The sequence below is a fragment of the Urbifossiella limnaea genome (assembly GCF_007747215.1).
GTDB classification, from domain to species: Bacteria; Planctomycetota; Planctomycetia; order Gemmatales; family Gemmataceae; genus Urbifossiella; species Urbifossiella limnaea.
The window spans coordinates 2,384,528-2,407,697 of sequence record NZ_CP036273.1; the positions used below are offsets into that span (position 1 = coordinate 2,384,528).

At 70.3% G+C, this 23,170-nt stretch carries 16 protein-coding genes; 6 read left to right on the top strand and 10 right to left on the bottom strand.

Annotated features, from left to right (window positions below; translation table 11 throughout):
* The first annotated feature begins 237 nt into the window (after nt 1–237).
* On the top strand, nt 238–2,013 hold the full coding sequence (locus ETAA1_RS09490) for a protein kinase domain-containing protein (protein ID WP_145236810.1): 1,776 nt from the start codon (nt 238–240) through the stop codon (nt 2,011–2,013).
* A gap of 449 nt (nt 2,014–2,462) precedes the next feature.
* Nucleotides 2,463–4,112 (top strand): SpoIIE family protein phosphatase, encoded by a 1,650-nt coding sequence (locus tag ETAA1_RS09495; protein ID WP_145236813.1) that lies wholly within the window; start codon nt 2,463–2,465, stop codon nt 4,110–4,112.
* Nucleotides 4,113–4,133: 21 nt separating this feature from the next.
* On the opposite strand, the gene ETAA1_RS09500 is transcribed toward ETAA1_RS09495, so the two are convergent.
* From ETAA1_RS09500 to ETAA1_RS09510, 3 genes are all read right to left on the bottom strand, one after another.
* Entirely contained in the window at nt 4,134–5,711 is a 1,578-nt protein-coding gene (locus ETAA1_RS09500) for an arylsulfatase (RefSeq protein ID WP_202920796.1), read from the bottom strand.
* A 16-nt stretch (nt 5,712–5,727) separates the two neighbouring features.
* Nucleotides 5,728–7,101: a DUF1501 domain-containing protein gene (locus ETAA1_RS09505; protein WP_145236815.1), complete on the bottom strand. Its 1,374-nt coding sequence runs from the start codon at nt 7,099–7,101 to the stop codon at nt 5,728–5,730.
* Between the two features lie 78 nt (nt 7,102–7,179).
* The gene (locus ETAA1_RS09510) at nt 7,180–10,059 is read right to left on the bottom strand and encodes a PSD1 and planctomycete cytochrome C domain-containing protein (RefSeq protein WP_145236818.1); all 2,880 of its coding nucleotides are present in this window, start codon (nt 10,057–10,059) and stop codon (nt 7,180–7,182) included.
* A gap of 129 nt (nt 10,060–10,188) precedes the next feature.
* On the opposite strand from ETAA1_RS09510, the gene ETAA1_RS09515 reads away from it, so the two are divergent.
* Nucleotides 10,189–10,908, top strand: a complete 720-nt coding sequence (locus ETAA1_RS09515) for an MIP/aquaporin family protein (protein WP_145236821.1) — start codon at nt 10,189–10,191, stop codon at nt 10,906–10,908.
* Between the two features lie 6 nt (nt 10,909–10,914).
* On the opposite strand, the gene ETAA1_RS09520 is transcribed toward ETAA1_RS09515, so the two are convergent.
* Nucleotides 10,915–11,709 (bottom strand): glycerophosphodiester phosphodiesterase, encoded by a 795-nt coding sequence (locus ETAA1_RS09520; RefSeq protein ID WP_145236823.1) that lies wholly within the window; start codon nt 11,707–11,709, stop codon nt 10,915–10,917.
* 83 nt (nt 11,710–11,792) lie between these two features.
* Here ETAA1_RS09520 and ETAA1_RS09525 point away from each other — a divergent pair, with 83 nt between their 5' ends.
* The 3 genes from ETAA1_RS09525 to cysK all read left to right on the top strand — a co-directional run bounded on the left by ETAA1_RS09525 (nt 11,793) and on the right by cysK (nt 13,865).
* Nucleotides 11,793–12,416 (top strand): hypothetical protein, encoded by a 624-nt coding sequence (locus ETAA1_RS09525; protein ID WP_238389402.1) that lies wholly within the window; start codon nt 11,793–11,795, stop codon nt 12,414–12,416.
* Complete coding sequence (locus tag ETAA1_RS09530; RefSeq protein WP_145236826.1) at nt 12,413–12,772, top strand: hypothetical protein; 360 nt, start codon at nt 12,413–12,415, stop codon at nt 12,770–12,772. The genes ETAA1_RS09525 and ETAA1_RS09530 overlap by 4 nt, the downstream gene beginning before the upstream one ends.
* Nucleotides 12,773–12,875: 103 nt before the next feature.
* Nucleotides 12,876–13,865 (top strand): cysteine synthase A, encoded by a 990-nt coding sequence (cysK, locus tag ETAA1_RS09535; RefSeq protein ID WP_145236828.1) that lies wholly within the window; start codon nt 12,876–12,878, stop codon nt 13,863–13,865.
* Between the two features lie 56 nt (nt 13,866–13,921).
* On the opposite strand, the gene ETAA1_RS09540 is transcribed toward cysK, so the two are convergent.
* The 6 genes from ETAA1_RS09540 to ETAA1_RS09565 form a co-directional block, all read right to left on the bottom strand.
* Nucleotides 13,922–15,007 (bottom strand): outer membrane protein assembly factor BamB family protein, encoded by a 1,086-nt coding sequence (locus tag ETAA1_RS09540; protein WP_145236831.1) that lies wholly within the window; start codon nt 15,005–15,007, stop codon nt 13,922–13,924.
* A 128-nt stretch (nt 15,008–15,135) separates the two neighbouring features.
* Nucleotides 15,136–16,308, bottom strand: a complete 1,173-nt coding sequence (locus ETAA1_RS09545; RefSeq protein ID WP_145236833.1) for an iron-containing alcohol dehydrogenase — start codon at nt 16,306–16,308, stop codon at nt 15,136–15,138.
* Nucleotides 16,235–17,671 (bottom strand): aldehyde dehydrogenase family protein, encoded by a 1,437-nt coding sequence (locus ETAA1_RS09550; RefSeq protein ID WP_145236836.1) that lies wholly within the window; start codon nt 17,669–17,671, stop codon nt 16,235–16,237. Before ETAA1_RS09550 ends, ETAA1_RS09545 begins: the two co-directional genes overlap by 74 nt.
* A gap of 77 nt (nt 17,672–17,748) precedes the next feature.
* Complete coding sequence (locus ETAA1_RS09555) at nt 17,749–18,933, bottom strand: acyl-CoA synthetase family protein (protein ID WP_145236839.1); 1,185 nt, start codon at nt 18,931–18,933, stop codon at nt 17,749–17,751.
* Nucleotides 18,934–19,039: 106 nt separating this feature from the next.
* Nucleotides 19,040–20,782, bottom strand: coding sequence for an outer membrane protein assembly factor BamB family protein (locus ETAA1_RS09560; RefSeq protein WP_145236842.1), 1,743 nt, complete (start codon nt 20,780–20,782; stop codon nt 19,040–19,042).
* A 70-nt stretch (nt 20,783–20,852) separates the two neighbouring features.
* The gene (locus ETAA1_RS09565) at nt 20,853–23,159 is read right to left on the bottom strand and encodes a PQQ-binding-like beta-propeller repeat protein (protein WP_145236845.1); all 2,307 of its coding nucleotides are present in this window, start codon (nt 23,157–23,159) and stop codon (nt 20,853–20,855) included.
* Between the last annotated feature and the right edge of the window lie 11 nt (nt 23,160–23,170).

The window sequence follows — 23,170 nt, forward strand, 5'->3', positions numbered from 1 at the left end:
GCGGCCACAGCGGGGGCCGTGACCGGCTCGACGAACCCGGGGTGGACCAACCGGGTCGGAATCGCCCAGATCGCCCCTCACCCGGGACTGGCCAGCCGGTCCGGTCGCCTCCGTGAGTTCATTTCAACCGTGGCTGATCCGCGGTCCGGAAACTAAGCTTTCTCAAGTAGTTCAGCCGATCCCAACTTGGGATGGCTGACGACCGCGGCCTGCACTGATTCGTGACCGCCCCCCCTGATGCCAACTCCTCACGATCCGGGCTCCGACCAACCTGAACCGGACCCGCTCCCGCCGAGCCTCGTCGCCTATAGCGATTACGAGGTGCTGCGGAGGTTGGGGCGCGGCGGCATGGGGGTCGTGTACCTGGCCCGCAACCTGTTGATGGGCCGGTTAGAGGCGCTCAAGCTCCAGGCCGACCCGGGGCCCGGGACCGAGTTCCTCCGTGAAGTCCAGGCGGCCGCCCGCCTCGCCCACCCGAACATCGTCGCCGTCTACTCGGCCCGGGTCGTACTCGGCACACTGGTCCTGGCGATGGAGTACATCGACGGGTGCGACCTCGGGCGGCTGGTCGCCCGCCGCGGCCGGCTGCCGGTGCCCTCCGCCTGCGAACTGGCCCGCCAGGCGGCCGTCGGACTCCAGTACGCCCACGACGCGGGTGTGATCCACCGGGACATCAAACCCTCAAATCTGATCCTCGCACAGGCCTCGGGGCCGGCCGTCCTCAAGATCCTCGACTTTGGGATCGCCCGGGCCGACGGAGTCGCCGAGGGTGCGGTGTCGATCGGCACTCCGGCGTTCGCCGCCCCCGAGCAGTTCGAGAACCCCTCGGCTTCGGACGCCCGGTCCGACATCTACGCGCTGGGTGGAACCCTCTTCTACATGTTGACAGGGGGCCCGCCGTTTTCGGCCGGGACCGTGACCGAGTTGATGCAGTGCCACCGGGAGGGGCCACCCCCTCGGCTCGAATCGGTCCGCCCGGGGGTTCCCTCCGGCCTCGCCCGACTGGTCGAGCGAATGCTGGCAAAGAACCCGGCCGACCGCCCGCAGACCGCGGGCGAGGTGGCCCGAGCGATCGTCGCGTTCGTCGAGCCAGATGCACCGACCTGGGAGTTGGCGGCCCCTCCTCCGGCCGGGAATTCGCTCGTCACCCTTCCCCCCACGACGAGCGACAAGGACAGCACCATACCCCTCATCCCGACCGTACCCACTGTCATACCAACCGTACCCGTCGGGTCGGCTTCCGCCGGCAGGCCGAAGAGGGTCTGGTTAGCGTCGGCTGTCGGTATCGTGCTCGCCGTGGGTATCTACGCCGGGTGTGCGTCGTGGCCACGCCCCGGGACGATAACGACTCCGACGGCGCGGAGCGGCGATAGCTCCCGCCCCGTCGTCGGGCCCGTCCAACTGTTCGACGGGCAGTCCCTCGCCGGGTGGGTCGTGGACGGCGGAGACCCGGGGGAGTGGAAAGTTGAGGACGGGGTCATCACGGCTACCGGGATCCCCAAGGGGCCGCGGACCTGGCTCTTGACCGAGAAGGAGTACGGCGACTTCCGGGTCCGGTTCGACTACCGATTGGAGGCCGGGGCGAATTCGGGATTCGCGTTCAGGGCCGTCCCGGGCGAACGGCCGGTCCTGACGCCCGGCGGCCGCCCGTGGCCCGTCCCCCACCACCAGCAGATCGAGATTTCGGACGATCGGGCCAAGCGGTGGGCCAACCTCCCGACCGGGCAGGTTAACGGAGGCGGCTCGATTGGCGGCCCGGCCCTCAAGCCGACCCACAAGCCACCGGTCGAGGGGGAGTGGAATCGGATGGAAGTCGAACTCCGGGGCCAGGCGATCCGCGTTCGGGTCAACGGCGAGGATCTCCTGGTGGATAACCTCGAGTACCTGGTGCGGGCCGGAAGTCTCTTCCCCGCACTATTCCGAACCCGCGGGCGGATCGGCTTCCAGCAATACGAGCACAAAGCCGACTTCCGAAACGTCACGATCGAAGAGTTCCTGCCGCCCAATCCGTGAGCGTTAAGGGTGGCCACTCCCGGTGCTACCCACCAGCGCCAGTACGGCCCGGCGGAGCGGGTCGGGGAGCGTCGGCCATGCCGCGACCACGGTGGCGAGCTCGGCGTCGTGTGCGCTGCCAGATTGGGCTCTGAGTCGAAGTGCGTCGGAATCTGCGTCGCGCTCGGGGGCGGCTCTGTCGATATCGCTAGGATTTGCAGGGGATTGAGAGGTCGCGTCGAATCCCCGCAGGGTCACTGAGTCAGACGGACGTGAGAAGGCCGGGGCGGACTCGATCGGACAGAACGCTTGCCCGGTAAGCACTTCTGCCGATCTTGTCCGCCCCGGTCGTTTTGCGTCCGCTCCCGTCTGCGTCACCCGTAGTCGAGCCACGCGGTTTTCCGGAGCATGTGACGGCGGGGGGTGGTACACTCCGTGCTGGCCATTCCCGGCGTGTCGCGGAGGTTTCCGTGCCGACGCTCGTGCTGCTCAACGGCCCCCGCGCCGGTCATCGCTTCCCGATCCTGGGCGAGCGGTTTTCCCTCGGCCGCTTGGCGGGGTGCGACGTGGTCATCGACGACACGATTCACGGCCCCCGGACCCGCGGGGCCGCCCCGGTCAGCCGCCAGCACGCCCTGATCACCGCGGTCGGCGCCGACTGGTTCATCGAGGACGGCGACGGAAACGGCCGCAAGAGTCGGAACGGCACGAACCTGAACGGCCGGAAGCTCCCGTTCCCCGGCCGCCACCCGCTCGCCGACCGCGACCAGATCTGGGTGTGCGACCTGCGGTTCGAGTTCCGGATCGACCCGGACAGTTCGCTCAACATCGAGGCCGCGGTCAGTATGGCCGACAGCGCCCAGTCGAAGACCGTGCTCCCGGCCGACCGGCTGCGGGCCATTCTGGACTTCGGCGCCGGGCTCCACGGCGTCCTCGACCCCGACGCCCTCCTGGCTCGCTTCCTCGACCATCTCTTTGTGTTGTTCCCGCGGGCCGAGCGCGGGTTCGTCGTCCTCCGCGACGGGCCGGCCGGGGCGCCCGCGGTCCGGGCCATGCGCACCGCCCCGGGGGCGCCTCACGAGCCGGCGTTCAGCACCACCGTGATCCGCAAGTGCCTGGCCGCCGGGGAGGCGCTCCTCGGCAGCGACCTGGTCGGCGAGTTCCCCGAGAGCGGGAGCATCGGCGCCCTCGGCGTCCGGTCGCTGGTCTGCGCCCCGCTGTGGGATCCCGGCGGCGACCCGGTGGGCGTGGTGCAACTCGACTCCCGGGCCGCCCCCGGCCGGTTCACCGCCGACGACTTGCACCTCCTCCTCGGCGTGGCCGGGCAGGTGTCCGTTGGGCTGTCGAACTGCCGGCTCCACCGCGACCTGCTCATGGCCCAGCGGCGGGCGCGGGACCTGGACGTGGCCCGGGACGTCCAGCGGGCGCTGCTGCCGCGCGCCCTGCCCGTCGTGCCGGGGTACGAGTTCTACGCCCACTACGAGCCGGCCCAGCAGGTCGGCGGCGACTACTACGACTTCATTCCCCTGCCGGGGGGCCGGCTCGCCGTGCTGCTCGGGGACGTGTCCGGCAAGGGCGTGTCGGCGGCGCTGGTGATGGCGAAGTTCGGGGTGGAGGCGCGGGTGTGTCTGGAGACCGCCCCGGACCTGGCCGCAGCCGTGACCCGCCTGAACGCCCTGATGACCCGGGCGGCCGTGGCCGACAAGTTCGTCACCCTGGTGGTGCTCGTGGTCGACCCGGCGACGGGGGCGGTGGTGGTGGCGAACGCCGGCCACCCGTCGCCGTTGATCCGCCGCCAGCCGGCCGGGGCGATTGAGGACGCGGTCTCGGAAGACGTCGCGGGGATGCCGGTGGGATTCGACGAGGGGCACGTCTACGGGTCCGGCGAGTTTCGGCTGGAGCCCGGGGACGCGGTGTTCCTGTTCAGCGACGGGGTGACGGACGCGGCCGACCCGTCGGACAACCTCTTCGGGGCGGACGGGGTGCGGGCGGTGCTGGCGGCCGCGGCCGGGGGCGCCGCGGCCGTCGGGGCGACGCTGGTCGCGGCGGTCCGCAACCACGCCGCCGACGCCGACCAGCGTGACGACATCGCGTTGGTCGCGATCGGCCGGTTGCCGTGACCGAAGGCCCTCATTCGCGCTTCACCGGGCCAGTTCGGTGAAAGCGGTCGTCTGCCGCTGCCACACCTCGGCCAGTTCGCGGGCCTTCTCGGGCATCGCCCCGGCCAGGTCGTGCTGCTCCGCCCGGTCGGTCCGCATGTCGTACAACTCCCACGCCTTCCCGGACGCCGCGACCAGCTTGAAGTCGCCGACGCGCACCGCCCGGTTCCCCTCGTGCAGCCACCACAGGAAGTCGCGCCGGATCGTCACGTCGGCGGCGAACGCCGGCACCAGGCTCACCCCGGGCGCCGCGGGAATCCGCACGCCGGCCCACTCCCTCGGCTTCTGAACGCCGGCGAGTTCGAGGACCGTCGGCACGAAGTCGATGAAGTGGGCCGGCGTGTGCCGCAGGGCGCCGCGCGCGGCGATGCCGGCCGGCCAGTGGGCGATGAACGGCGTGCTGATGCCGCCCTCGTGGACCCACGTCTTGTGCCGGCGGAACGGCGTGTTGCAGGCGCCGCTGAAGCCCGGCCCCAGGCACAGGTACGACGCCGCACTCCCGGGCGCCGCGGCCGGGTCGTGGCCGCCGTCGCGCACCATGATCTCGGCGCTGGCGCCGTTGTCGGAGGCGAACACGACGAGCGTGTTGTCGTACGCCCGCATCGCGCGGAGTTGGTCGAGGATGCGGCCGATCTCGCGGTCCATGCGGTCCACCATCGCGGCGTGGATCGCCATCTTCGTCGCCTGGAAGCGGCGCTGCTCGGGCGTCAGGTCACCCCACGGCAGCGGAAGCGGCGCCTCGCCGGGGCCGAGCTTGGCGTACGCCTCGGGGTAGCGGTACGGCGGCCCCAGGTCGCGCTCGACGGCCGCGAGGGTGCCGGTGCCGATGCCCAGCTGCTTCTGCTTGGCGAAGCGGGCGTTGCGGAGGGCGTCCCAGCCGTCGAGGTAGCGGTCGCGGTAGCGGGCGATGTCGTCGGGGAGCGCGTGCAGCGGGAAGTGCGGGGCGTGGAACGCGACGTACTGAAAGAACGGCTTGCCGGCGTGGTTCGCCGCGTGGTCCTTCAGGCACGCGACGGCGTGGTCGGCCGTGGCGATCGTGTTATAGTAGCCCTTCTCGTCGGCCGGCGCCTTCTGGGCCACGTCGTCCACGGCCGTGCCGCGCGAGGAAAAGAAATTGCCGGGGTTCGCCATGCTCTGAGAGCGGTCGAAGCCGCCGGCGAGCACCTTGCCGTCGACGTGCCACTTGCCGGTGTGGTAGCTGCGATAGCCGGCCGCCTTCAGGAAGTCGGGGAGCAGCCGGGCCCACGCCTGGCGGACGCCGTTCGCCCCGCCGGCGACCGTCGGCAGGCGGTCGCGGTGCACCTGCTGCGCGTAGAACCCGGTCAGCAGCACGGCCCGCGACGGCCAGCAGCGCGCGGTGTTGTAGAACTGCGTGAAGCGGACGCCGTTCTGGGCGAGGGCGTCGAGCCGCGGCGTGGCGATCTCGCCGCCGTAGCAGCCGAGGTCGGAGTAGCCGAGGTCGTCGGCAAGGATGAGCAGCACGTTCGGCTTCGGCGCGGCGACGGCCGCCGGCGCAAGGCCGAGCAGCAGGACGACGGCCGCGGTTAGGGGCTTCAGCACGGGTGATCCTCCGGTGTCAACTTAACACGTCGCGCACGACGGTGCCGCTCACGTCGGTGAGGCGGAAGTCGCGGCCGGCGTGGCGGTACGTCAGCCGCTCGTGGTTCAGGCCCATCAGGTGCAAGATCGTCGCGTGGAAGTCGTGGACGTGGACCGGCTTCTCGGCCGCCCGGATGCCGTGCTCGTCGGTCGCGCCGTGGACGTACCCGCGCTTCACGCCGGCGCCTGCCAGCCACGAGCTGAACGCCCAGTTGTGGTGCTCGCGGCCCGGGTTGCCGGCCGTGTTGTTGAACGGCGTCCGGCCGAACTCCGTCGTCCACACCACGAGCACGTCGTCGAACAGGCCGACGCGCTTCAGGTCGCGGATCAGGCCGGCCATCGGGCGGTCCACCTCGCGGGCCAGCCGGCCGTGGTCGGCCATGTTGCCGTGCGAGTCCCAGTTGGCCGACGAACCGGTATGGATCAGCTCCACGAACCGCACGCCGCGCTCGACCAGCCGGCGGGCCACGAGGCACTGCCAGCCGAAGCCGTCGGCCCGGCCGCGCTCCAGGCCGTACAGCGCCAGCGTCTCGTTCGTCTCCTTCGACAGGTCGAGCGCGTCCGGCATCCCGGCCTGCATCCCGAACGCCGTCTCGAAGGATCGCACCCGCGCCGCCAGTTGCGGGTCGGCGCGGCCGGCGTGGGCGTCGTTGAACGCGGCGAGGGCGTCGAGTTCGAGCCGCTGGCGGTCGGTCGGCACGCGCGGGCGGAGGTTGGCGACCGGCTCCGCGCCGGGCACGACGCGGGTGCCCTGGTGCATCCCCGGGAGGAAGTCGGCGGCCCACACTTGCGTGCCGGCGTAGGGCATTTGGGGGGCCAGCACGAGGAACGACGGCAGGTTGCGGTTGACCGTGCCGAGGCCGTAGCTCGTCCAGGCGCCGATGCTCGGCCGGGCCGCGGCGAACGACCCGGTGTGCATCCCGAGCGTGGCGTTGTAGTGGTTCGAGTGGCTGGTGTGCATCGACCGGACGAGGCCGATGTCGTCGGCCTGTTCGGCGAGGTGCGGGAACAGGTCGCTGACTTCCATGCCGCTCTTGCCGCGCGGCTTGAACGCCCAGTCGGGCCGCTTCAGGAACAGCTTCTCGTAGCCGGGGCGGTTGCGTGTCTCGGGGTGGTCGAACGTCACCTGCTTGCCGTGGTCGGCGGTCAGCTTCGGCTTCGGGTCGAACGAATCGACGTGCGACACGCCCCCGCTCATGAACAGGAAGATGACGGCCTTCGCCTTCGCCGGGTGGTGCGGCGTGCGGGGCGCGAGCGGGTCGTCGGCCGCGAGTAGCTCGCTGAGGAGGCCCGGGAAGAGCATCGTGCCGGCGACCGCGGAGCGGGCGAAGGCGCGGCGGGAGGGGTGCATGGGGTGGGTCTCGGGTGGCTCGGCATCGCCGCTCGCGGCTTAGCAGCGTAAACGCCGCTTAGCCGCGAGCGGGGGCAGTTAGTCCACGTACAGAAACTCGTTGCTCGCCAGCAGCACCCGCGCCAGCGCCGCCCACGCCGCGCGGTCGTCCGCTGAGCGGCGGTAGCGCTCGACGAAGCCCGCTGCGAATGTGCGGTCCGCGACCGACGGCGGCCGCTGCAACACGACGCGGAACAGTCGATCGACGCGACCCGCCTCGTCGCCACTCGTCACCCGTGCGGCGACGCGGTCGGCCTGGGCGTGGAAGAACGGGTCGTTCAGGAAGTACAGCGCCTGCGTCGGCACGGTCGTCGTCTGCCGCTGCGGCGTGGTGGCGTTCGGGTCGGCACCGTCGAACAGGCCGAGGAACGGGTGCCGGCGGTTCCGCACGCCGACGAGGTAGACGCTGCGGCGGTCGGTGTCGAAGAACGTTCCGAACGGCGTGTGCTGGGTGTAGCCCCACGCCGACTCCGGCGGGAACGGGTGCGGCCCGGCCGGCGTGCGGTCGAGGTTGCCGCCCACGGCCAGAAGACTGTCGCGCAGCTCCTCGGCGGTCAGCCGACGGCGCTCGACGCCGGCGAACAACTCGTTGGGCGCGGCCGCGGCGCTCTGCTGGTACGCGGTCGAGAGCATGATCTTGCGGTGCAGTGCCTTCAGGCTCCAGCCGCCCGAAACGAACTCGGCCGCGAGCCAGTCGAGCAGCGCGGGGTGCGTCGGGGCGGCGCCGCGCGTCCCGAAGTCGTTCGGCGTGCGGACGATCCCCTGGCCGAAGTGGTGGAGCCAGACGCGGTTCGCCATCACGCGCGCCGTAAGCGGGTTGTCGGCGGACGCGACCCAACCCGCGAGGTCGAGCCGGCCGCTACCGGCGTTCGGGGTGATCGGCTGGCCGCCGAGCACTTCGAGCCAGCGGCGCGGCACGACCGGGCCGGGCTTCTCCGGGTCGCCGCGCAGGTGCACCTTCGCGTCGGCCGGCGTTCCTTCCACGACGGCGAAGGCCACGTCCTGCCGCGGGGCGGTGCGCATCAGTTCGGCGCGCCGCGGCTCGATCGCGCGACGCCGTTCGGCGAGCGCGGGTAGGGCGGCGAGGTCGGGGCCGGTGGCGAAGCGCTCCAGCACCCAACCCACCCCGTCCGGGCCGCCGGGGTGCGCGTCCTTCACGCGGCCGGTGATGCGAACTGTGCCGCTCACCGGACTGAGCCAGCCGACGCCGACGTTCCCGTTCGCCGCCGGGTGAACGAACAGTGACCGCGGGGGCAACTCGGTCCACGCCTTCGCCGCGGCTTTCGTGCTGTTCACCAGTACGCTCGGCGTGTCGCCGTTACGCCAGGCGAACAGTCCCGCCTTGCCGTTCACGTCGCGCACGGCTTCGGGCAGGAGCGTCGGCCGGGTGCGCAGGTCGAAGAACCACCACGTTTGCGCCCGGCCGTGCGGGTTGCCGGCGAGCAGGTCGTCGGCCAACTCGGCGGCCGCGCTCCACTTGCGGCCGCCGGTCGTGTCCTCGACGTCGAACTCGATCTGCGTCGTGTCCGCGCCGTGGTTCTTCAGCGGCGTCACGGACAGCAGAAGCAGGTCGCCGGCCTTCACCTCGACGGCCCGGGTGCCGAACGCGGCTTCGCCGCCGTCCGGACTTTCTCCCGCGCCGACCGCCAGCCGCGACTTGGCGAACGTCGCCTGCACGGCGTTCCCGCGTGCCTCCTGCTCGGCGACAATTGCACGCTGTTCGGCGTCGAGCGCGGCCAGCTTCTCGCGGTGCGGCTTGACGACGCGGTCCCACTCGGCGGGGGGCAGGAGCGGCACCATGTCGCGCGGCTGCTGCTTGGCCTCGCAGCCGGGGAACGAGAACTTCGAGCTGTCGAGGATGCCGTACAGGGCGTAGTAGTCGCGGACGCTGACCGGGTCGTACTTGTGGTCGTGGCAGCGGGCGCAGCCGATGGTGAGGCCGAGGAGTGCCTTGCCGAGGGTGTCGATGCCGTCCTCGTGGGTGAGGTGCATCGACTTGTCGCTGTCGTGGTCGAACCGGCGGGCCATCGCCAGGAAGCCGGTGGCGACGATACGGGGCGCGTACTCGGTCGCCGGGCCGCGGGCGGCGAGGATGTCGCCGGCCAGCTGCTCGCGGACGAACCGGTCGTACGGCACGTCGGCATTCACCGCGTCGACGACCCAATTGCGGTAGCGCCAGGCGTGGGGCAGGGGGTGGTCGCTGTTCTCGCCGGCGGTGTCGGCGTAGCGGACGAGATCGAGCCAGTGTCGGCCCCACCGCTCGCCGTAGTGCGGCGACCCGAGGAGTCGCTCGACGACCTTGGCGAAGGCGTCGGGGGCCGTGTCCTTCTCGAACGCCTCGACTTCCTCGGCCGTCGGCGGCAGGCCGGTGAGGTCGTAGGTGGCGCGGCGGAGCAGGGTGCGGCGGTCGGCGGGTGGGGCGAACGATTGCCCCTTCGCTCGAAGTTTCGCCAGCAGGAACGCGTCGATCGGGTTCCCGCTCCCCGGTACCGGCGGCCGCTTCACCGGCTGGAACGCCCACCATTTTTTCCCGGCTTCGATGGTCATCGCCCCGGACGCCGTCGCCCCGCCGACGCGCGGGTCGGGGGCGCCGTCCTTCACCCACTTCGTCAGCGCGGCGATCGCGGCGTCGGGCAGCTTCCCCTTCGGCGGCATCCGCTCGACGCCGTCGGCGCCGCGGACGGCCTTCAGCAGCAGGCTGGCGTCCGGGTTGCCGGGCACGACTGCGGGGCCGGCGTCGCCTCCGGTCTGCCAGCCGGCCTTGCTGTCGAGGCGGAGGCCGCCCTTCTGCTTCTCGGGGCCGTGGCAGCCGACGCAGTGCTCGGCCAGCAGCGGGCGGACGTGCTTCTCGAAGTGGTCGTCGGCCCGCACGGGCACGGCGGCGGCGAGGAGGAGCAGGACGAGGCCGGCACGCGACACGGCGGACCCTCTGGCTGGAGAAGTGTCATTGTCGCCGGGCGCGGGTCGGGAATCCAGCCGGTTGCGCGCTAGCACCTCGGATCGGGCGGTGGTACGCTGCCGACTCCTCGCACTCTCCCGGAGGCGGTCGTGAACCCGGTCCTCGGCGAATTCCTCGGCACGGCCGTGCTTGTCGTCCTCGGCGACGGCGTCGTCGCGGGGGTGCTACTAACCAAGTCGAAGGCGAAGGACGCCGGGTGGGTCGCGGTCACGGCCGGGTGGGCGGTCGCGGTGCTGGCCGGCGTTCTCACCGCGCGAGCGGTCGGGGCGGAGGGGTACGTCAATCCCGTGGGGCCGTTCGTCGCCGCGCTGACGGGCTCGTTGTCGGTCGCGTCGGCGGTGCAATTCGCTGCGGCGGAAGTGGCCGGGGCGTTCGTGGGGGCTGTGATCGTGTGGCTCCACTACCTGCCGCACTGGGCCGCAACGCCCGACCCCGGGGTGAAGCTGGCCGTGTTCGCCACCGGCCCCGCGGTCCGGCTGCCGGCCGCGAATCTGCTGAGCGAGGCGATCGCCACCTTTGTACTGGTGCTGGTCGGGTCGGCGATCGGGCGCGTGTTCGTCGGGCACGCCGACGCGGCGGCACCGCTTGGGGCGGCGCTGGTGTGGGGGATCGGCCTGAGCCTCGGCGGCACGACTGGGTACGCCATCAACCCGGCACGCGACCTGGGGCCGCGGCTGGCGCACGCGCTGCTACCGATCCCGGGGAAGGGGCCGTCCGACTGGGGGTACGCGTGGGTGCCGGTCGTGGGGCCGCTGCTGGGCGGCGGCATCGGGGCAATGGTGGCGAAGGCGGTGTTCGCGCCGTCGTGACTCCAGTTATCTTGCCAACTGTTCACGGAGCCACCCGGGGCGGTCGGTCGTGATGCCGTCCACGCCGAGGCCCACCATCCGCCGCGCGACGGCCACGTCGTTCACGGTCCAGACGTAGAGCTTGAGCCCCGCCGCCCGCACGACCTTCGCGTACTCCGCGTCCAGCGCCGGCGACGCGGACAGGTCGAGCCCGTCGGCGCGAATCTCCTTCGCCTTCGTCACCAGCTCCGCGGCCGTCGGCGGCGTCTTGTCCTTCGCGGCGTTCAGGCTGACGATCCAGTACGCCGGCAGGTCGGGCCGGGCCTTCTTCACCGCAGCGATCACGCCGGCGTTGAAGCTGATGACCGGCGTCCGCTCCGGCGGTAGCCCTGCGGCCTTCATCTCGGCCAGCAACTCGGGCACTACCTCGGGGCCGGGCTTCACCTCGATGAACACGCTCTTCCCGGCCGGGACCGTCGCCAGCACCTCGGCCAGCGTCGGGATGCGCTCGCCCGCGTACTTCTTGTCCTTCCACGCGCCCACGTCCAGCGCCCGTAGCTCGGCCAGCGTGCTCTCGGCGACCACCTTGTTGACGCCGCCGGCCGTCCGCTTCGTGTCCTTGTCGTGGATCACGACGATCTTGCCGTCCTTCGTGCGGTACACGTCGAACTCGGCCGCGTCGGCCTTCTGGTCCCACGCCAGTTTCACCGCGGCGACGGTGTTTTCGGGGGCGTCGTGCGACGCCCCGCGGTGGCCGACGATCTCGACGGGCCGGTCGGCGGGGAGGGTCATCGCGAGTCCGGTGAGGATCGTGTGAAGCATCGGCACCTCGGTCGGGTGCGGACAGCATAGCGGCGGCCGCGTAAAAAAGTCGCGGGAACCGCCTGCCGTCGAGGGGAGCGTCTGTGAACAGCGTGCCGTGGTGGGGCTACGTGATCGGGGCCGGACTGGCGTGGGGCACGTACGTGCCGCTGATCTTCTTCGGCGGCCAGATGCTCAGCCCGCTCAGCCCGGCCGGCACGCCGGTCGGCGTCGGCGGCCGGCTGGCGTCGATCCTGTGCGTCGGGGTCGCGTACTTCTTCCTCGCGGTTTTGATTCCGGTCGCCCTCATGGCCGTCCGCGACGACGCCAAGGCCGACTGGCGCGGCGTCGGCCTCACCTTTAGTGCCCTGGCCGGCGTGGCGGGGGCGGTGGGTGCCATCTGCGTGATCTTCGCCAGCAAAGCGGCGGTGGACGCGGCGAAGGCCGAACAGGTGAACCCGGCGACGTACCGCGTCTACATCGCCCCGTTGATCTTCTGCCTGGCCCCGCTCATCAACACGCTGCTGAGCCTGGTGTGGCACCCGGACCCGAAGACCGGCGACTGGTCCGTCTTCCACTTCGACGTGCCCGGGTGGAAGCTGTGGGCCGGCATCGTGCTGGTGTCGCTCGGCACCTTCCTGGTGCTGATGTCGAAGGAGGAGGCGGAGGCAGGTAAGGGTGCGCCGAAGCCCGCGGCCCCGACGCCCGAAACCCCGGGCGCGTCATGACCCCCGAGGACGCGGTCCAGCGCTGCAACACCATCCTGGCGCACGCCTGGATGGTGCGCACGTTCCTGAAGCACGCCGACGAGGTTCAGGACAACGAGGACATGCTCGACGTGCCGCGGACGCTGTACGACAGCATCCGCGCCGTGGAGCCGGCGTACCAGCGCGGCGACCACGCCGACTACCTGCGGCGGCTGAAGGGGAAGCTGCCGAAGCTGCGCCGCGCGGCGGAACACTTCGCCGCGCACTTCCGCGATTTCTCGCCGCACACCAACTTCGAGATGGCCGACCTCAGCCTCCGCGGAGTCGTCCGGGAGTTGGAGGAGGTGTTCTCCGCCCTCGCACTCCCGCCCGGGTAACAACCACCTGCGCCGTCAAGTCGGCGTCCTTGTCCGACCGCGCCCGCAGGGGTAGAAAGCCGTCACCCTCAACGCCCAACTCCCCCTCCCGAAGGACGCGCCGATGGCCGCCGACCCCACCTTTCGCGGACACGTTTTCGACGACATCACCCAGACCGTCGGCGCCACGCCCCTCGTCAAGCTCCGCCGCGTCGTCGGCGACGCCAAGGCCACCGTCGTCGGGAAGCTGGAGAACTTCAACCCGCTGTGGTCCGTCAAGGACCGCATCGGCGTCGCGATGATCGACGCCGCCGAGAAGGCGGGGAAGATCACCAAGGACACTCTCATCATCGAGCCGACCAGCGGCAACACCGGCATCGGCCTCGCGTTCGTCTGCGCCGCTCGCGGCTACCAGTTGGCCGTAACCATGCCCGAGAGCATGTCGCTCGAACGGCAGCGCCTGCTGAAGGCGTTCGGGGCCAAGCTGTACCTCACGCCGCGCGAGACGGGCATGCGCGGGGCCGTGAACCGGGCCAAGGAGCTGTTCCAGGAGTTCGGCGGCGAGCCGAAGGCGTTCATCCCCCAGCAGTTCGAGAACCCCGCCAATCCGGAGGTTCACCGCCGCACGACTGCCGAGGAAATCTGGCGCGCCACCGGCGGCAACATCGACATCCTGGTGTGCGGCGTCGGCACCGGCGGTACGATCACCGGCTGCGGCGAGGTGCTGAAGGCCCGCAAGCCCGGGGTGAAGTGCGTGGCCGTGGAGCCGGCCGCGAGCCCGGTGCTGACGCAGCACGTCGTGCAGGGCGTGCCGAAAGACCAGGTGAAGCCAGGGCCGCACAAGATTCAAGGGATCGGCGCCGGGTTCGTGCCGGGCGTGCTGAACACCGCCGTGATCGACGAGGTGTTCCAGGTGACCGACGACGAGGCGTTCGAGATGGCCCGCCGGCTGGCGAAGGAAGAGGGGATGCTGTGCGGCATCTCCTGCGGCGCGGCCGCGGCCGCGGCGGTGAAGGTGGCGAAGCGGCCGGAGAACGCCGGCAAGGTAATCGTGGTGGTGCTGCCGGACCTGGGCGAGCGCTACCTCTCGACGGCGCTCTACCCGCAGGATTAACGACCAGGGCGCGACCTGGCGGACTCACCCGCCGCCCGGTCGCACCCGCCCGGAATTCACTTCGCGCCCAGGCAGTAGATCGTGCCGCGGTCGGTGCCGAACAGTACGCAGTCCGGGCCGACCGCCACCGACCCCGACACCGGCCCGTCCACCTCCACCTCCTGCACCTTCCGCCCGCTCATCAGGTCGAGGACGTACAAGGAGGCGGCACGCGACAGGCTGCCGACGTACACCCGCTCGCCCACCACCACCGGCGAGGCGTCCACCACGCCGTCGGTCGTAAAGCTCCACACCTGCTTGCCGGTGGCGCGGTCGATGCCGTACACCTTAGCGTCGCGGCTGCCGGCCACGACCACGTCCTTCGTCACCGCCGCGGAGGCGTAGAACGGCTGCTGGCGCGTCGGCGCCTCGAACGCCCACAACTTCTTCTTCTGCTTCCAGTCCACGGCCACCACCTGGTTCGCCATCGTGCCGACGTAGGCCACGTCGCCCGCCACCGCCGCCGTCGCCGCGGCCTGGCCGTCGAGCTCGATCGCGCCGATCTCCTTCCCCGTCTTGGCGTTCAGGACGTGGAACTTACTGTCGCACCCGGCCACGAACGTGGTGTCGCCGATCACCACCGGGGAGCCGTTGACGGGGCCGTCGGTCCGCACGTCCCACAGCTTCTTCCCCTCCGGGGAGAGGCAGTACAGCGTCGAGTCGTGGGAGCCGATGAGGACGTTGTTGCCGTGGAAGTTGCAGCCCGAGGTGATCTCGCCTTCCGTCTCGAACGCCCAGAGTTGCTTGCCGTCGGCGGCCGACAGGCAGAAGAACTTGCCGTCCAGGTTGCCGACATAGACCTTACCGTCCTTCACGCTCGGCGACGCCTTCAGGTGGCCGAGCTTGACCTTCCACTTCTCCTTGCCGGTGGACAGTTCGAGGGCGTACAGGTGCTTGTCGAACGAGCCGACGTACACGACCCCGCCGACGACCGCGGGGGCGCCCTCGATGGCGTCGCCGGTTTTGAACTTCCAGCGCTCGGCGAGTTGGTCCGGGAGCTTGGCGGTGCCGACGCCACTCATGAGAGGGTCGCCGCGGAACAACGGCCAGTCGGCCGACGCGGCGGGGGTCAGCAGGAGCAGCACGAGCAGGGCGCGACGCATGGCGAACTCCCGGAGAAGAAACCTCACGCAGAGGCGCAGAGCCGCAGAGAGAAAACCAGAGGGGATACTCGTGCGGCCGGCCGGTCTTACTCTGCGGCTCTGCGCCTCTGCGCGAGACTGTCTTTTCTTCACCACGCGGCGCGGTACAGCCCCAGGATGTCGGCCTCGCTCACCTCGCGCGGGTTGAACCGCGCCGTCCACTGCTGATTCGCCTCCTCGGCGAGGAGTGGCAGGATCGACTCCGACACGCCGCACTCCTTCAGGGTCCGAGGCAGCCCCGCCGCCGACAGCATCGCCGTTACCCGGTCGGCCAGCGCGCCCGCGGAGCCGGCCAGGTCGGCGTACAGGTCGCCCACCGCAGCGGCGTTGAAGCGGACGACGTGCGGCAGCATCACGCCGACGGCGACGCCGTGGGTGACGCCGTAGTGGGCCGTCAGCGGGTTGGCGCACGAGTGGCAGACCCCGAGCATCGCGGCCTCGATCGCCATCCCCGCGAAGTGCGCCCCGAGCAGCATCGCCGACCGCGCCGCCAGGTCCGTCGGGTGGCTCATCACCCGCTCGAAGTTCGGCTCCAGCTGCCGGAACGCGGCATGCGAGTACGTCTGCGACAGTGGGTTCCGCCTGGCGCACACGAACGACTCGACCGCGTGCGCCACCGCGTCGATGCCGGTGACCGCGCTCACCAGCTTCGGCTGCGACAGCGTAACCTCGGGGTCGAGGATCGAGACGCGGAAGGCGGCCTGCTTGTCGCCGCAGGCCATCTTCAGGTGCGAGCGCTCGTCGGTGATGAGGGCGTAGCTCTGGGCCTCGCTGCCGGTGCCGGACGTGGTCGGCACGCCGACGGACGGGAGCATCGGCTTCGTCGCCTTGCCGTGGCCCTTGTAGTCGGCCATGCGGCCGCCGTTGGTCAGGAGGAAGTTCACCCCCTTGGCGCAGTCCATCGAGCTGCCGCCGCCGACGGCCGCGATCAGGTCGACGCGGTGCGTCCGCGCGAACACCACCCCGGCGGCCACCTCGCGCTCGGTCGGGTTCTCCTTCACCCCGTCGAACACGAACGCCTCCAGCCCGGCCTCCTCGATGGCCGCGACGGCGCGCTGCGGGTGCCCGGCGGCTTCGAGGCCGGGGTCGGTGACGAGCAGGACGCGGGTGCCGCCGAGTTCGCGGGCCACCTCGCCCAGGCGGGCGAGGCTGCCGGACCCGAAGACGACGCGGCCGAGCGGCTGGAAGTCAAACGCCGGCGGGGGTGCGGGCGTGCTGGAGCGCCCGCTGCTTGTAGAGGTGGGTGAACAGGTTCCCTTCATGCGGCTGGTCCCACGTCAGTCGGTTGGTCGGCAGCGGCCCGATGTTCAGTCGCTCGACCGTCGGGCAGGCCAGGGCGTCCGCGATGAAGGCGGGGTCGTCGGACAGGACGGTCGCGGCCAGGGTGTACCCGATCCGCTTCAGCACGTCCTGCTGAGGCCATTCTATCACGCTGGCATACGGGAACAGGAACTCCTTGTTCGCCAGCGGGTGGTCCGGGCTCTCACAGCGGACGATGGTCGGAAGGAGCCATGCGACGCGCCCCTCCTTGACGAGTCGGGGCGTGCCACGGAGCTTTTGCGTCACGTCCACCGCGCCGGGCTCCTTCAGCCCCTCGTCGATCATGTTGTTGATCGCCTCGGCGACCGACGGGTTGGCGAACGCGCTGACCTCGCACGCCGGGTCGTCCCACGGCCGGGCCTTGGCGCCGGCGAGCCGCTTCGCCAGCCCTTCAGCGATCGCGTCGGCGTTCCGGGGCGTCCACACCGCCGAGGCGTTGACGCACGCCCGGCCGCCGTTCGCAGCGATGCCCTCCACCATCACGTCGAGGTGCTTCTCCCACTGGTCGGCCTGGTCCTCGCCGAAGATGAACTTGCTGTAGCCGGTGCCGTGAATCTCGACGCGGTGGTCGCTCTTGTACGGGGCCATCGTGCGGTCGTCGCCGAAGGCCATGCTGCGGCCGCACAGGCGGAGGATGTCCGCCGCACCGGCGTGGTCGGTCGGCAGGAACGCGAGGGCGCTCGCCGGCACCCCCGCCTTGAGAAACGCTTGCAGGACGCGGTACGGCGTCCACGGCTCCTCGCGGCCCGGCTTCACGAGCAGGGGAATCTTGAACGCGATCGTCGGCACCCACAGCGAGTGGACGCCGGGCGAGTTCGACGGCAGCACCGCCCCGAACACGTCGGTGGTGGGGTAGAACGCCTGCATCCGGCCGCCGCGGGTGGTGTACCCGGCGTCGAGCGCGTCGAGGGGCAGGCCGCGCGTCAGCCCGCCAATCACTTCTTCGATGTGAGACAGAACGTAGTGCACCTTGCGGGCGTTGCGGTCGCAGAAGACGACGGGGCTGCCCGTGGTGGAGGACAGGTTGCGGACGTACTGGTCGAACGTGAGTTCGGCGTCGCCGCAGGGGAGGGCGGCGTTGAGGAAGTAGTCGGCGGCCTTCTCGTACATGGCGAGCAGGTCGCGGACGGGGATGGCGGCCAGTTCCTTGTGCGCGCGGGCCACGCTGCCGAGGTCGCGGGCGATCATGCTGCCGGTGACCTGCGACACCTCCGCGACCGGCTCGCCGGTGACGTGGTGGACGAGCGTCGCCTTCTCCAGGCTGGTGTAGGGCTTGCCGAAGCGCAGAGCGGGGATGCGGATCATATGAGTGGGGTCAGGTTGGTGTCGTGTCTCGGTGAAAAGTCCGAGGGTGGCGGCCCCCGGACTTCGGTCGGCGGTGGTCAGTACACACCGACCACGGTAGAGCCGGCCAGTTCGCTGAACGGGCGGACGCCGCTCACCCCGTCCCACGGGTACTTCTCGAACGGCGGCTCCCGCTCGCCCTCGTCCCGCTCGGGGAACCGCGGCACGAAGAACTCCTTCGTGAACGTGCTCAGCAGCACCCGCCCGGTGCCGCCGTAGGGCACCACCTGGTTGTAGTCCTTCGGGTCCACCACCTCGATCACCGCCCGCGGCTGCGGGGCGTAGTAGCTGATCTTGAAGCCGTCCTCCGGCCCGATCGGCTTCGAGCACGCCAGCCCCATCAGCGTGTTGCCGTACGTCGGCGTCATGTACACGTCGCCGTTGTCCAGCATCTCCTCGTACGCCTCGCGCGTGAACTGCGGGGTGAACTCGGTGCCGCCGGAGAAGATGCCCGTGATCCCCGCGGCCTTGATGCTCCGCAGGCCGCCGGGCGGAACTGGCTTCTTCAGCTCCCGATACTTGTCCTCCAACTTCCCGGCGCGGAGCGACTCGTCGAGCGCCGCCAGCAGCTTCGGCGTCGTGAACATGCACTTGATGTCGTGCCCGCCGGCCAGCACGGTGATCGCCTGGTCGATGCAGTGCTGCTTGTACGCGTTGGCCTCGCTGATCTTCCGCTCCTTGATGCACTTCACGACGTAGCGCGGGTCGAGGTCGATGGCGAAGCAGATGCCGCCGCGGTACTGGGCCAGGTGCTCGATCGCCAGCCGCAGCCGCCGCGGGCCGCTCGGCCCGAGCATCAGCCAGTTCGAGCCCTTCGGGAAGTACTTGTCCGGTAGCGTGTCGGACATCATCTCGTAGTCAATCTTGAAGTCGTCGATGACGATGCGGCTCTTGGGCAGGCCGGTGGTGCCGCCGGTCTCGAAGACGTAGACGCCGCGGTCGGCCAGCCCCTTCGGCACCCACCGGCGGACCGGGCCGCCGCGGAGCCAGTCGTCCTCGAAGAACGGGAACTTCTTGATGTCGTCCCACCCGCTCACGTCGGTGAGCGGGTTGAAGTCGAACGTTTTGGCTTTTTCGAGCCAGAACGGCGTGCCGGTGTCCGGGCTGAAGTGCCAGCGGATCGTCTCGCGGATGTGGGCGTCGAGCGCGGCGCGGGCGTTCTTGACGCGCTCGTCGAGGGTGGAACCGGTGACCGGGGCCGGCTTGCCGGGGGTGTCTTTCACGGCCGCTCCAGGAGGGGCTGCGGGGCAGGGGGTGTGTCGTTCAGGATAGGCGCGGGGCGGGGCGAAAACCAAGCCCGGGGGGCGGCCCCCGGGCTTTCGCGGGGGGTCAGTTCTTCCGCCCGGCGCGGACGGCGAACAGCGTCTTCTCGGTCATCACGTACAGCACCCCGTTGGCCACCACCGGCGTGCTGCGGATCGGCGCGTCGAACTCGACCTTCGCCAGCAGGAACCGCTTCTCGATCTCGGCCCGCTGCCTCAGCCGGAACGCCCGCGCCTCCTTCTGGTCCTTTGCGTTCGGGTCCAACTCCTCGATCACCGGCTGGTTCTTCTCGTGCTTCCAGACGTACAGGTCGCCGTTGTCGTTGCCGAGCATCACCTTGCCGTCCACGTAGTAGCACGAGCCCCACATCGCGGTCTTGGTGTCGTACTGCCATTTGTGCTCGCCGGTCTTCGCGTCGAACACGTGCATGTAGCCGGGTAGCTCGCCGAGGTACAGCACGTCGTCTACGATGCACGCCGTACACATCGTGCGGCCGAAGCGGAAGTCGCGGACCGAGAACGGCCGCTTCTCCTCGCCGCCGTAGCTCCACACCTTACCGGTGTTCGGGTTCGGCTTGCCGATGCCGACCTCGCGGCCGGCGTCGTCCTTCTTCTTGCCGGCGAGGAGCTCGTCGGAGATGTCGCCCTTCTTCCCCTTCGGGCTGATGCACCACAGCCGGCCAATGCCGTCGGTGTGCTCGGGGTCCTGGCCGACGGCGATGTACACCTTCGAGTCGTACACGACCGGCGTGGCGATGAAGTCGTTGCGGGTGCCGGCGCCGCCGAGCTCGTAGACGCCGTCCTTCGGGTTGCAGTCGAACTTCCAGATGATCTCGCCCGTCTCGGGCACCAGGCCGTAGAGCCAGCCGTCGCCGCCGGGGAAGATCACCTGCTTCACGCCGTCGATCTCGGCGTAGGTGGGGTTCGACCACTGGCCGTGCATGATGTCGCGGCCGGGGTAGTTCTTGGCCCACACCAGCTGGCCCGTGTTCTTGTTCAGCGCGACGAAGCTCGGGGCGTCCGGGCTGGGGATGTTGAAGTGCCCCTCGTCCACCCCGTTGGCGGTGGTGACGTAGATCAGGTCGCCGACGATGAGCGGGCACGTCGAGGTCATGTTGTGGGGGAACACCTTCAGCTCCCCGATCATGTCGTACTCCCAGATCACGTCGCCGTCGGTCGGCGTCTGGTACTTCTCCGTCTTCGAGCCGTCGTTGCCGTCCTTCAGCCCCTTCGCGTCGAGGCACACCACGGTGCACCGGTTGGACGTGAGGTACACGCGGTCGCCCTCCACCACCGGGGTCGAGCAGACGCCCTCGTGCGGCCAGTCGTTCACCTGGCCGGACGGCAGTTTGTCCCACACCATCTGCCACAGGAACTCGCCCTTCTTCTCGTCGAAGCACATGAGGATGCCGCGGTCGAGCGGCTCCTCCTCGCCGTCGGCGTTCTTGGCGATGTCGCGCTTGTTCCGCGGCCGCGCGTTGTTGGTGCCGACGTAGATGCGGCCGCCGGCGACGACCGGCCCGCCGTAGGCCTTCGAGCCGAGGTCGATCTTCCACAGCACGTCCGCGGGGCTGTCCAGGTTAAACTTCTCGGGCACGGCCTTGGCGACGAGGTTCACCATGTTGCGGTCGGGGGTGCCGCCGAACATGGTGTGGTCGTTCGGGCCGGGGTTGGTCGCCTTCGGGGCGGCCTTCGGGTCGGCGCCCGGCGGCTGGGCGTCGGACCGCGAGAGCAGCGCGGCGCCGGCCCCGACCACGACGGCCGTGAGAATCACACCCAGGAGTAAGCGGCGGGGCAGCGTATACGGCATGTGTCGGGTTCCGCGTGGTGCTCGGTGAGGGAAGCCCGGGGCCGGTCGCCCCGGGCACAAAGTTCACTTACTACTTGCCGTTGGGGGTGACCGTGACGTTGTCGTAGAAGATGTCGGCCCCCGGCCGCTCGGCGGTGATCTGCGGGTCGGACACATACCCGTAAAGGGCGGCGGCGCCGGTCGCGTTGCCGGCCGGGTCGGCGAACTCGAACTGCCACGCCGTCGGCTCGGTCTCGCCGCGCTTCCACACCTTGCCGCGGACCGTCACCTTGCCGCCGGGCTGCGGCTCGGCCGACATCTTCATCGTGTACCATGTCCCCGGCTGCCAGTCGAAGTTCGTCGCCAGGTTCACCCGCGGCCGCGCCTCCCACGACACCAGCCGCAGTTGCCGTGACTTCTTCTCGTCGTCCGGCTTGCCGTCGAGGATGAGTGTGTACCGGCTGTTGACGACGCCGATGTCCGGCATCCGCCCGCGGACCTCGGTGGCGTACACGTCGGAGGTGATGGTGTAGTTCGCGGCGTTCGGCCCGGTGATGTAGGCGTTCGCCCGCGCGAACGGCGGCCGGCTGTCGGTGTTCACCTTGCTGAGGACGATCGTGCCGTCCGGTAGCTTCTTGACGGCGAACTTCGCCTGCGTGTTCACCCACCCGCCGGGCACGGCGCCCTCGGGCACCTTGTCGAAGTCCTGCTTGTACATCGTGGTCGCCGCGACGCGGACGCGGGCCTTGCCGACCAGGTCCCCGAGCTTCGCCTCGACGTACCCCTGCTGGCTCGAGACCGGCTCCACCGTCACGGTCAGGCCGTCGGCCTTCCCCTTGAGCGCCGGCGGCTGTGCCCCCGTCGGCGTCTTGGCCGGCAGCGGCAAGCTCAGCTCGACCGTGCCGGCGGCCTTCACCGCCCGCCCGTTGGCGTCGACGGGCGTGGCCGAGAACACGACCTTGCCGCCGGCGTTGAGCGTCACGTCGGCCGGGAAGAGACGCAGTCCGACGGCCTTGCCCGCGGGGTCGGCCGGCGTCTCGGCCGCGAACTCCTTGTACTTCCCGCAGGCGTCCTTGGCGTCCGGCACGCCGAGGCAGAACAGGTCGGTGCGGGTCGTGAAATAGATGCGGTTGTTGACGGCGATCGCGGTGCCGTTCGTTTCGTTCAGCAACCCCTTCGGGTCGCGGAACTTGTACTCGAACACGTCGTCCGGGTTCGGCTCCTCGCCGTTCTTGTTCGGCACGATGAGCAGCCGGCCCTTCACGTCGAAGAGGTAGAGTTTGTCGTCGGCCACGAGCGGCGCCCCGCGGACTTCACTGGCGTAGCGGTACTTCCAGTCCACCTTGCCGGTCTTGGCGTTGAAGCAGAACAGCTCGCCGCTGTCGTCGGGCAGGTACAGCTTGCCGCCGGCCAGCGCCCCGGACGCGAGCCCGAACCGGTTCGACCGCTTGAACTCCCACACCAGCTTTGGCGCCTTCGTCTTGGCGTCGAGTTGGGAGGCGTCCACGCAGATCACGCGGCCGATCGCCCCGCCTTCGGGGTTCTCCTCGCCGTGGTTGCAGTAGACGAGGTTGCCGTCGACGACGGGCGAACCGTTGATGACGCCGGCCCCGAACCGGTAGCTCCACACCCGCTCGCCGGTGCGGATTTTGAAGGCGTGCAGGGCGCCGTCGGCCCCGCCGCTGATCAGGAGCCGCTGCCCGCCGATGACCGCGACGACGGGCGAGCTGTAGTACGTGCCCTTGATGGCGCCGGGGGTGTCGCCCCACCACGCCACCTCGCCGCTCTTGCCGTCGAGCGCCACGAACCGGTTCGACCCCTTGGCCATGTCGCCCCACGCGCTATTCACCATGCCGACGACGCACAGCCCGCTGTCGAACACCGGCGTGACGATGCGGCCGCCGTACCCGCTGATGCGGCCGAACTCTTCGGTCAGGCTCCGCTGCCACAGCAACTTGCCGTCCGGGTCGAGGGCCAGCACGAGCCCGGCGGTGGTGTGGGCGTAGACGGTTTTGGTGGCGGGGTCGGCGGTGAGCGTGGTCCAGCCGAGGCGGCTGGAGACGATGTCGGTGTGGAACACGTTGACGCGGAAGGCCCACTGCTTGGCCCCGGTCTTCTCGTCGAAGCAGACGACCTGCTCGCCCTCGTGCAGCCCCTCGCCGACGCCCTGGATGATGTACAGCTTGCCGGCCATGACCAGCGGCGCGCTGCGGCCGCCGAACGGCTGCCGCCACACCACGTTCCCCTTGGCGCCGAGCTTGGGGTCGAAGGAGCCCGGCAGGTTCGTCTCGCGGGAGACGCCGTTCTGCTCGGGGCCGCGCCAGTGAATCCAGTCGCGGGCGGCGGCCGGGGAGCCGGCCGCGGCGAGGGCGAGTAGGGCGAACCCGAGGTGCTTCATGGGAGGGCTCC

Excerpts from the sequence above, each read along its gene's own strand:
- ETAA1_RS09490 (WP_145236810.1), top strand. The coding sequence starts at position 238 with ATGCCAACTCCTCACGATCCGGGCTCCGACCAACCTGAACCGGACCCG.
- ETAA1_RS09505 (WP_145236815.1), bottom strand. The coding sequence starts at position 7,101 with ATGCACCCCTCCCGCCGCGCCTTCGCCCGCTCCGCGGTCGCCGGCACG.
- ETAA1_RS09520 (WP_145236823.1), bottom strand. The coding sequence starts at position 11,709 with ATGCTTCACACGATCCTCACCGGACTCGCGATGACCCTCCCCGCCGAC.
- ETAA1_RS09530 (WP_145236826.1), top strand. The coding sequence starts at position 12,413 with ATGACCCCCGAGGACGCGGTCCAGCGCTGCAACACCATCCTGGCGCAC.
- cysK (WP_145236828.1), top strand. The coding sequence starts at position 12,876 with ATGGCCGCCGACCCCACCTTTCGCGGACACGTTTTCGACGACATCACC.
- ETAA1_RS09540 (WP_145236831.1), bottom strand. The coding sequence starts at position 15,007 with ATGCGTCGCGCCCTGCTCGTGCTGCTCCTGCTGACCCCCGCCGCGTCG.
- ETAA1_RS09545 (WP_145236833.1), bottom strand. The coding sequence starts at position 16,308 with ATGAAGGGAACCTGTTCACCCACCTCTACAAGCAGCGGGCGCTCCAGC.
- ETAA1_RS09550 (WP_145236836.1), bottom strand. The coding sequence starts at position 17,671 with ATGATCCGCATCCCCGCTCTGCGCTTCGGCAAGCCCTACACCAGCCTG.
- ETAA1_RS09560 (WP_145236842.1), bottom strand. The coding sequence starts at position 20,782 with ATGCCGTATACGCTGCCCCGCCGCTTACTCCTGGGTGTGATTCTCACG.
- ETAA1_RS09565 (WP_145236845.1), bottom strand. The coding sequence starts at position 23,159 with ATGAAGCACCTCGGGTTCGCCCTACTCGCCCTCGCCGCGGCCGGCTCC.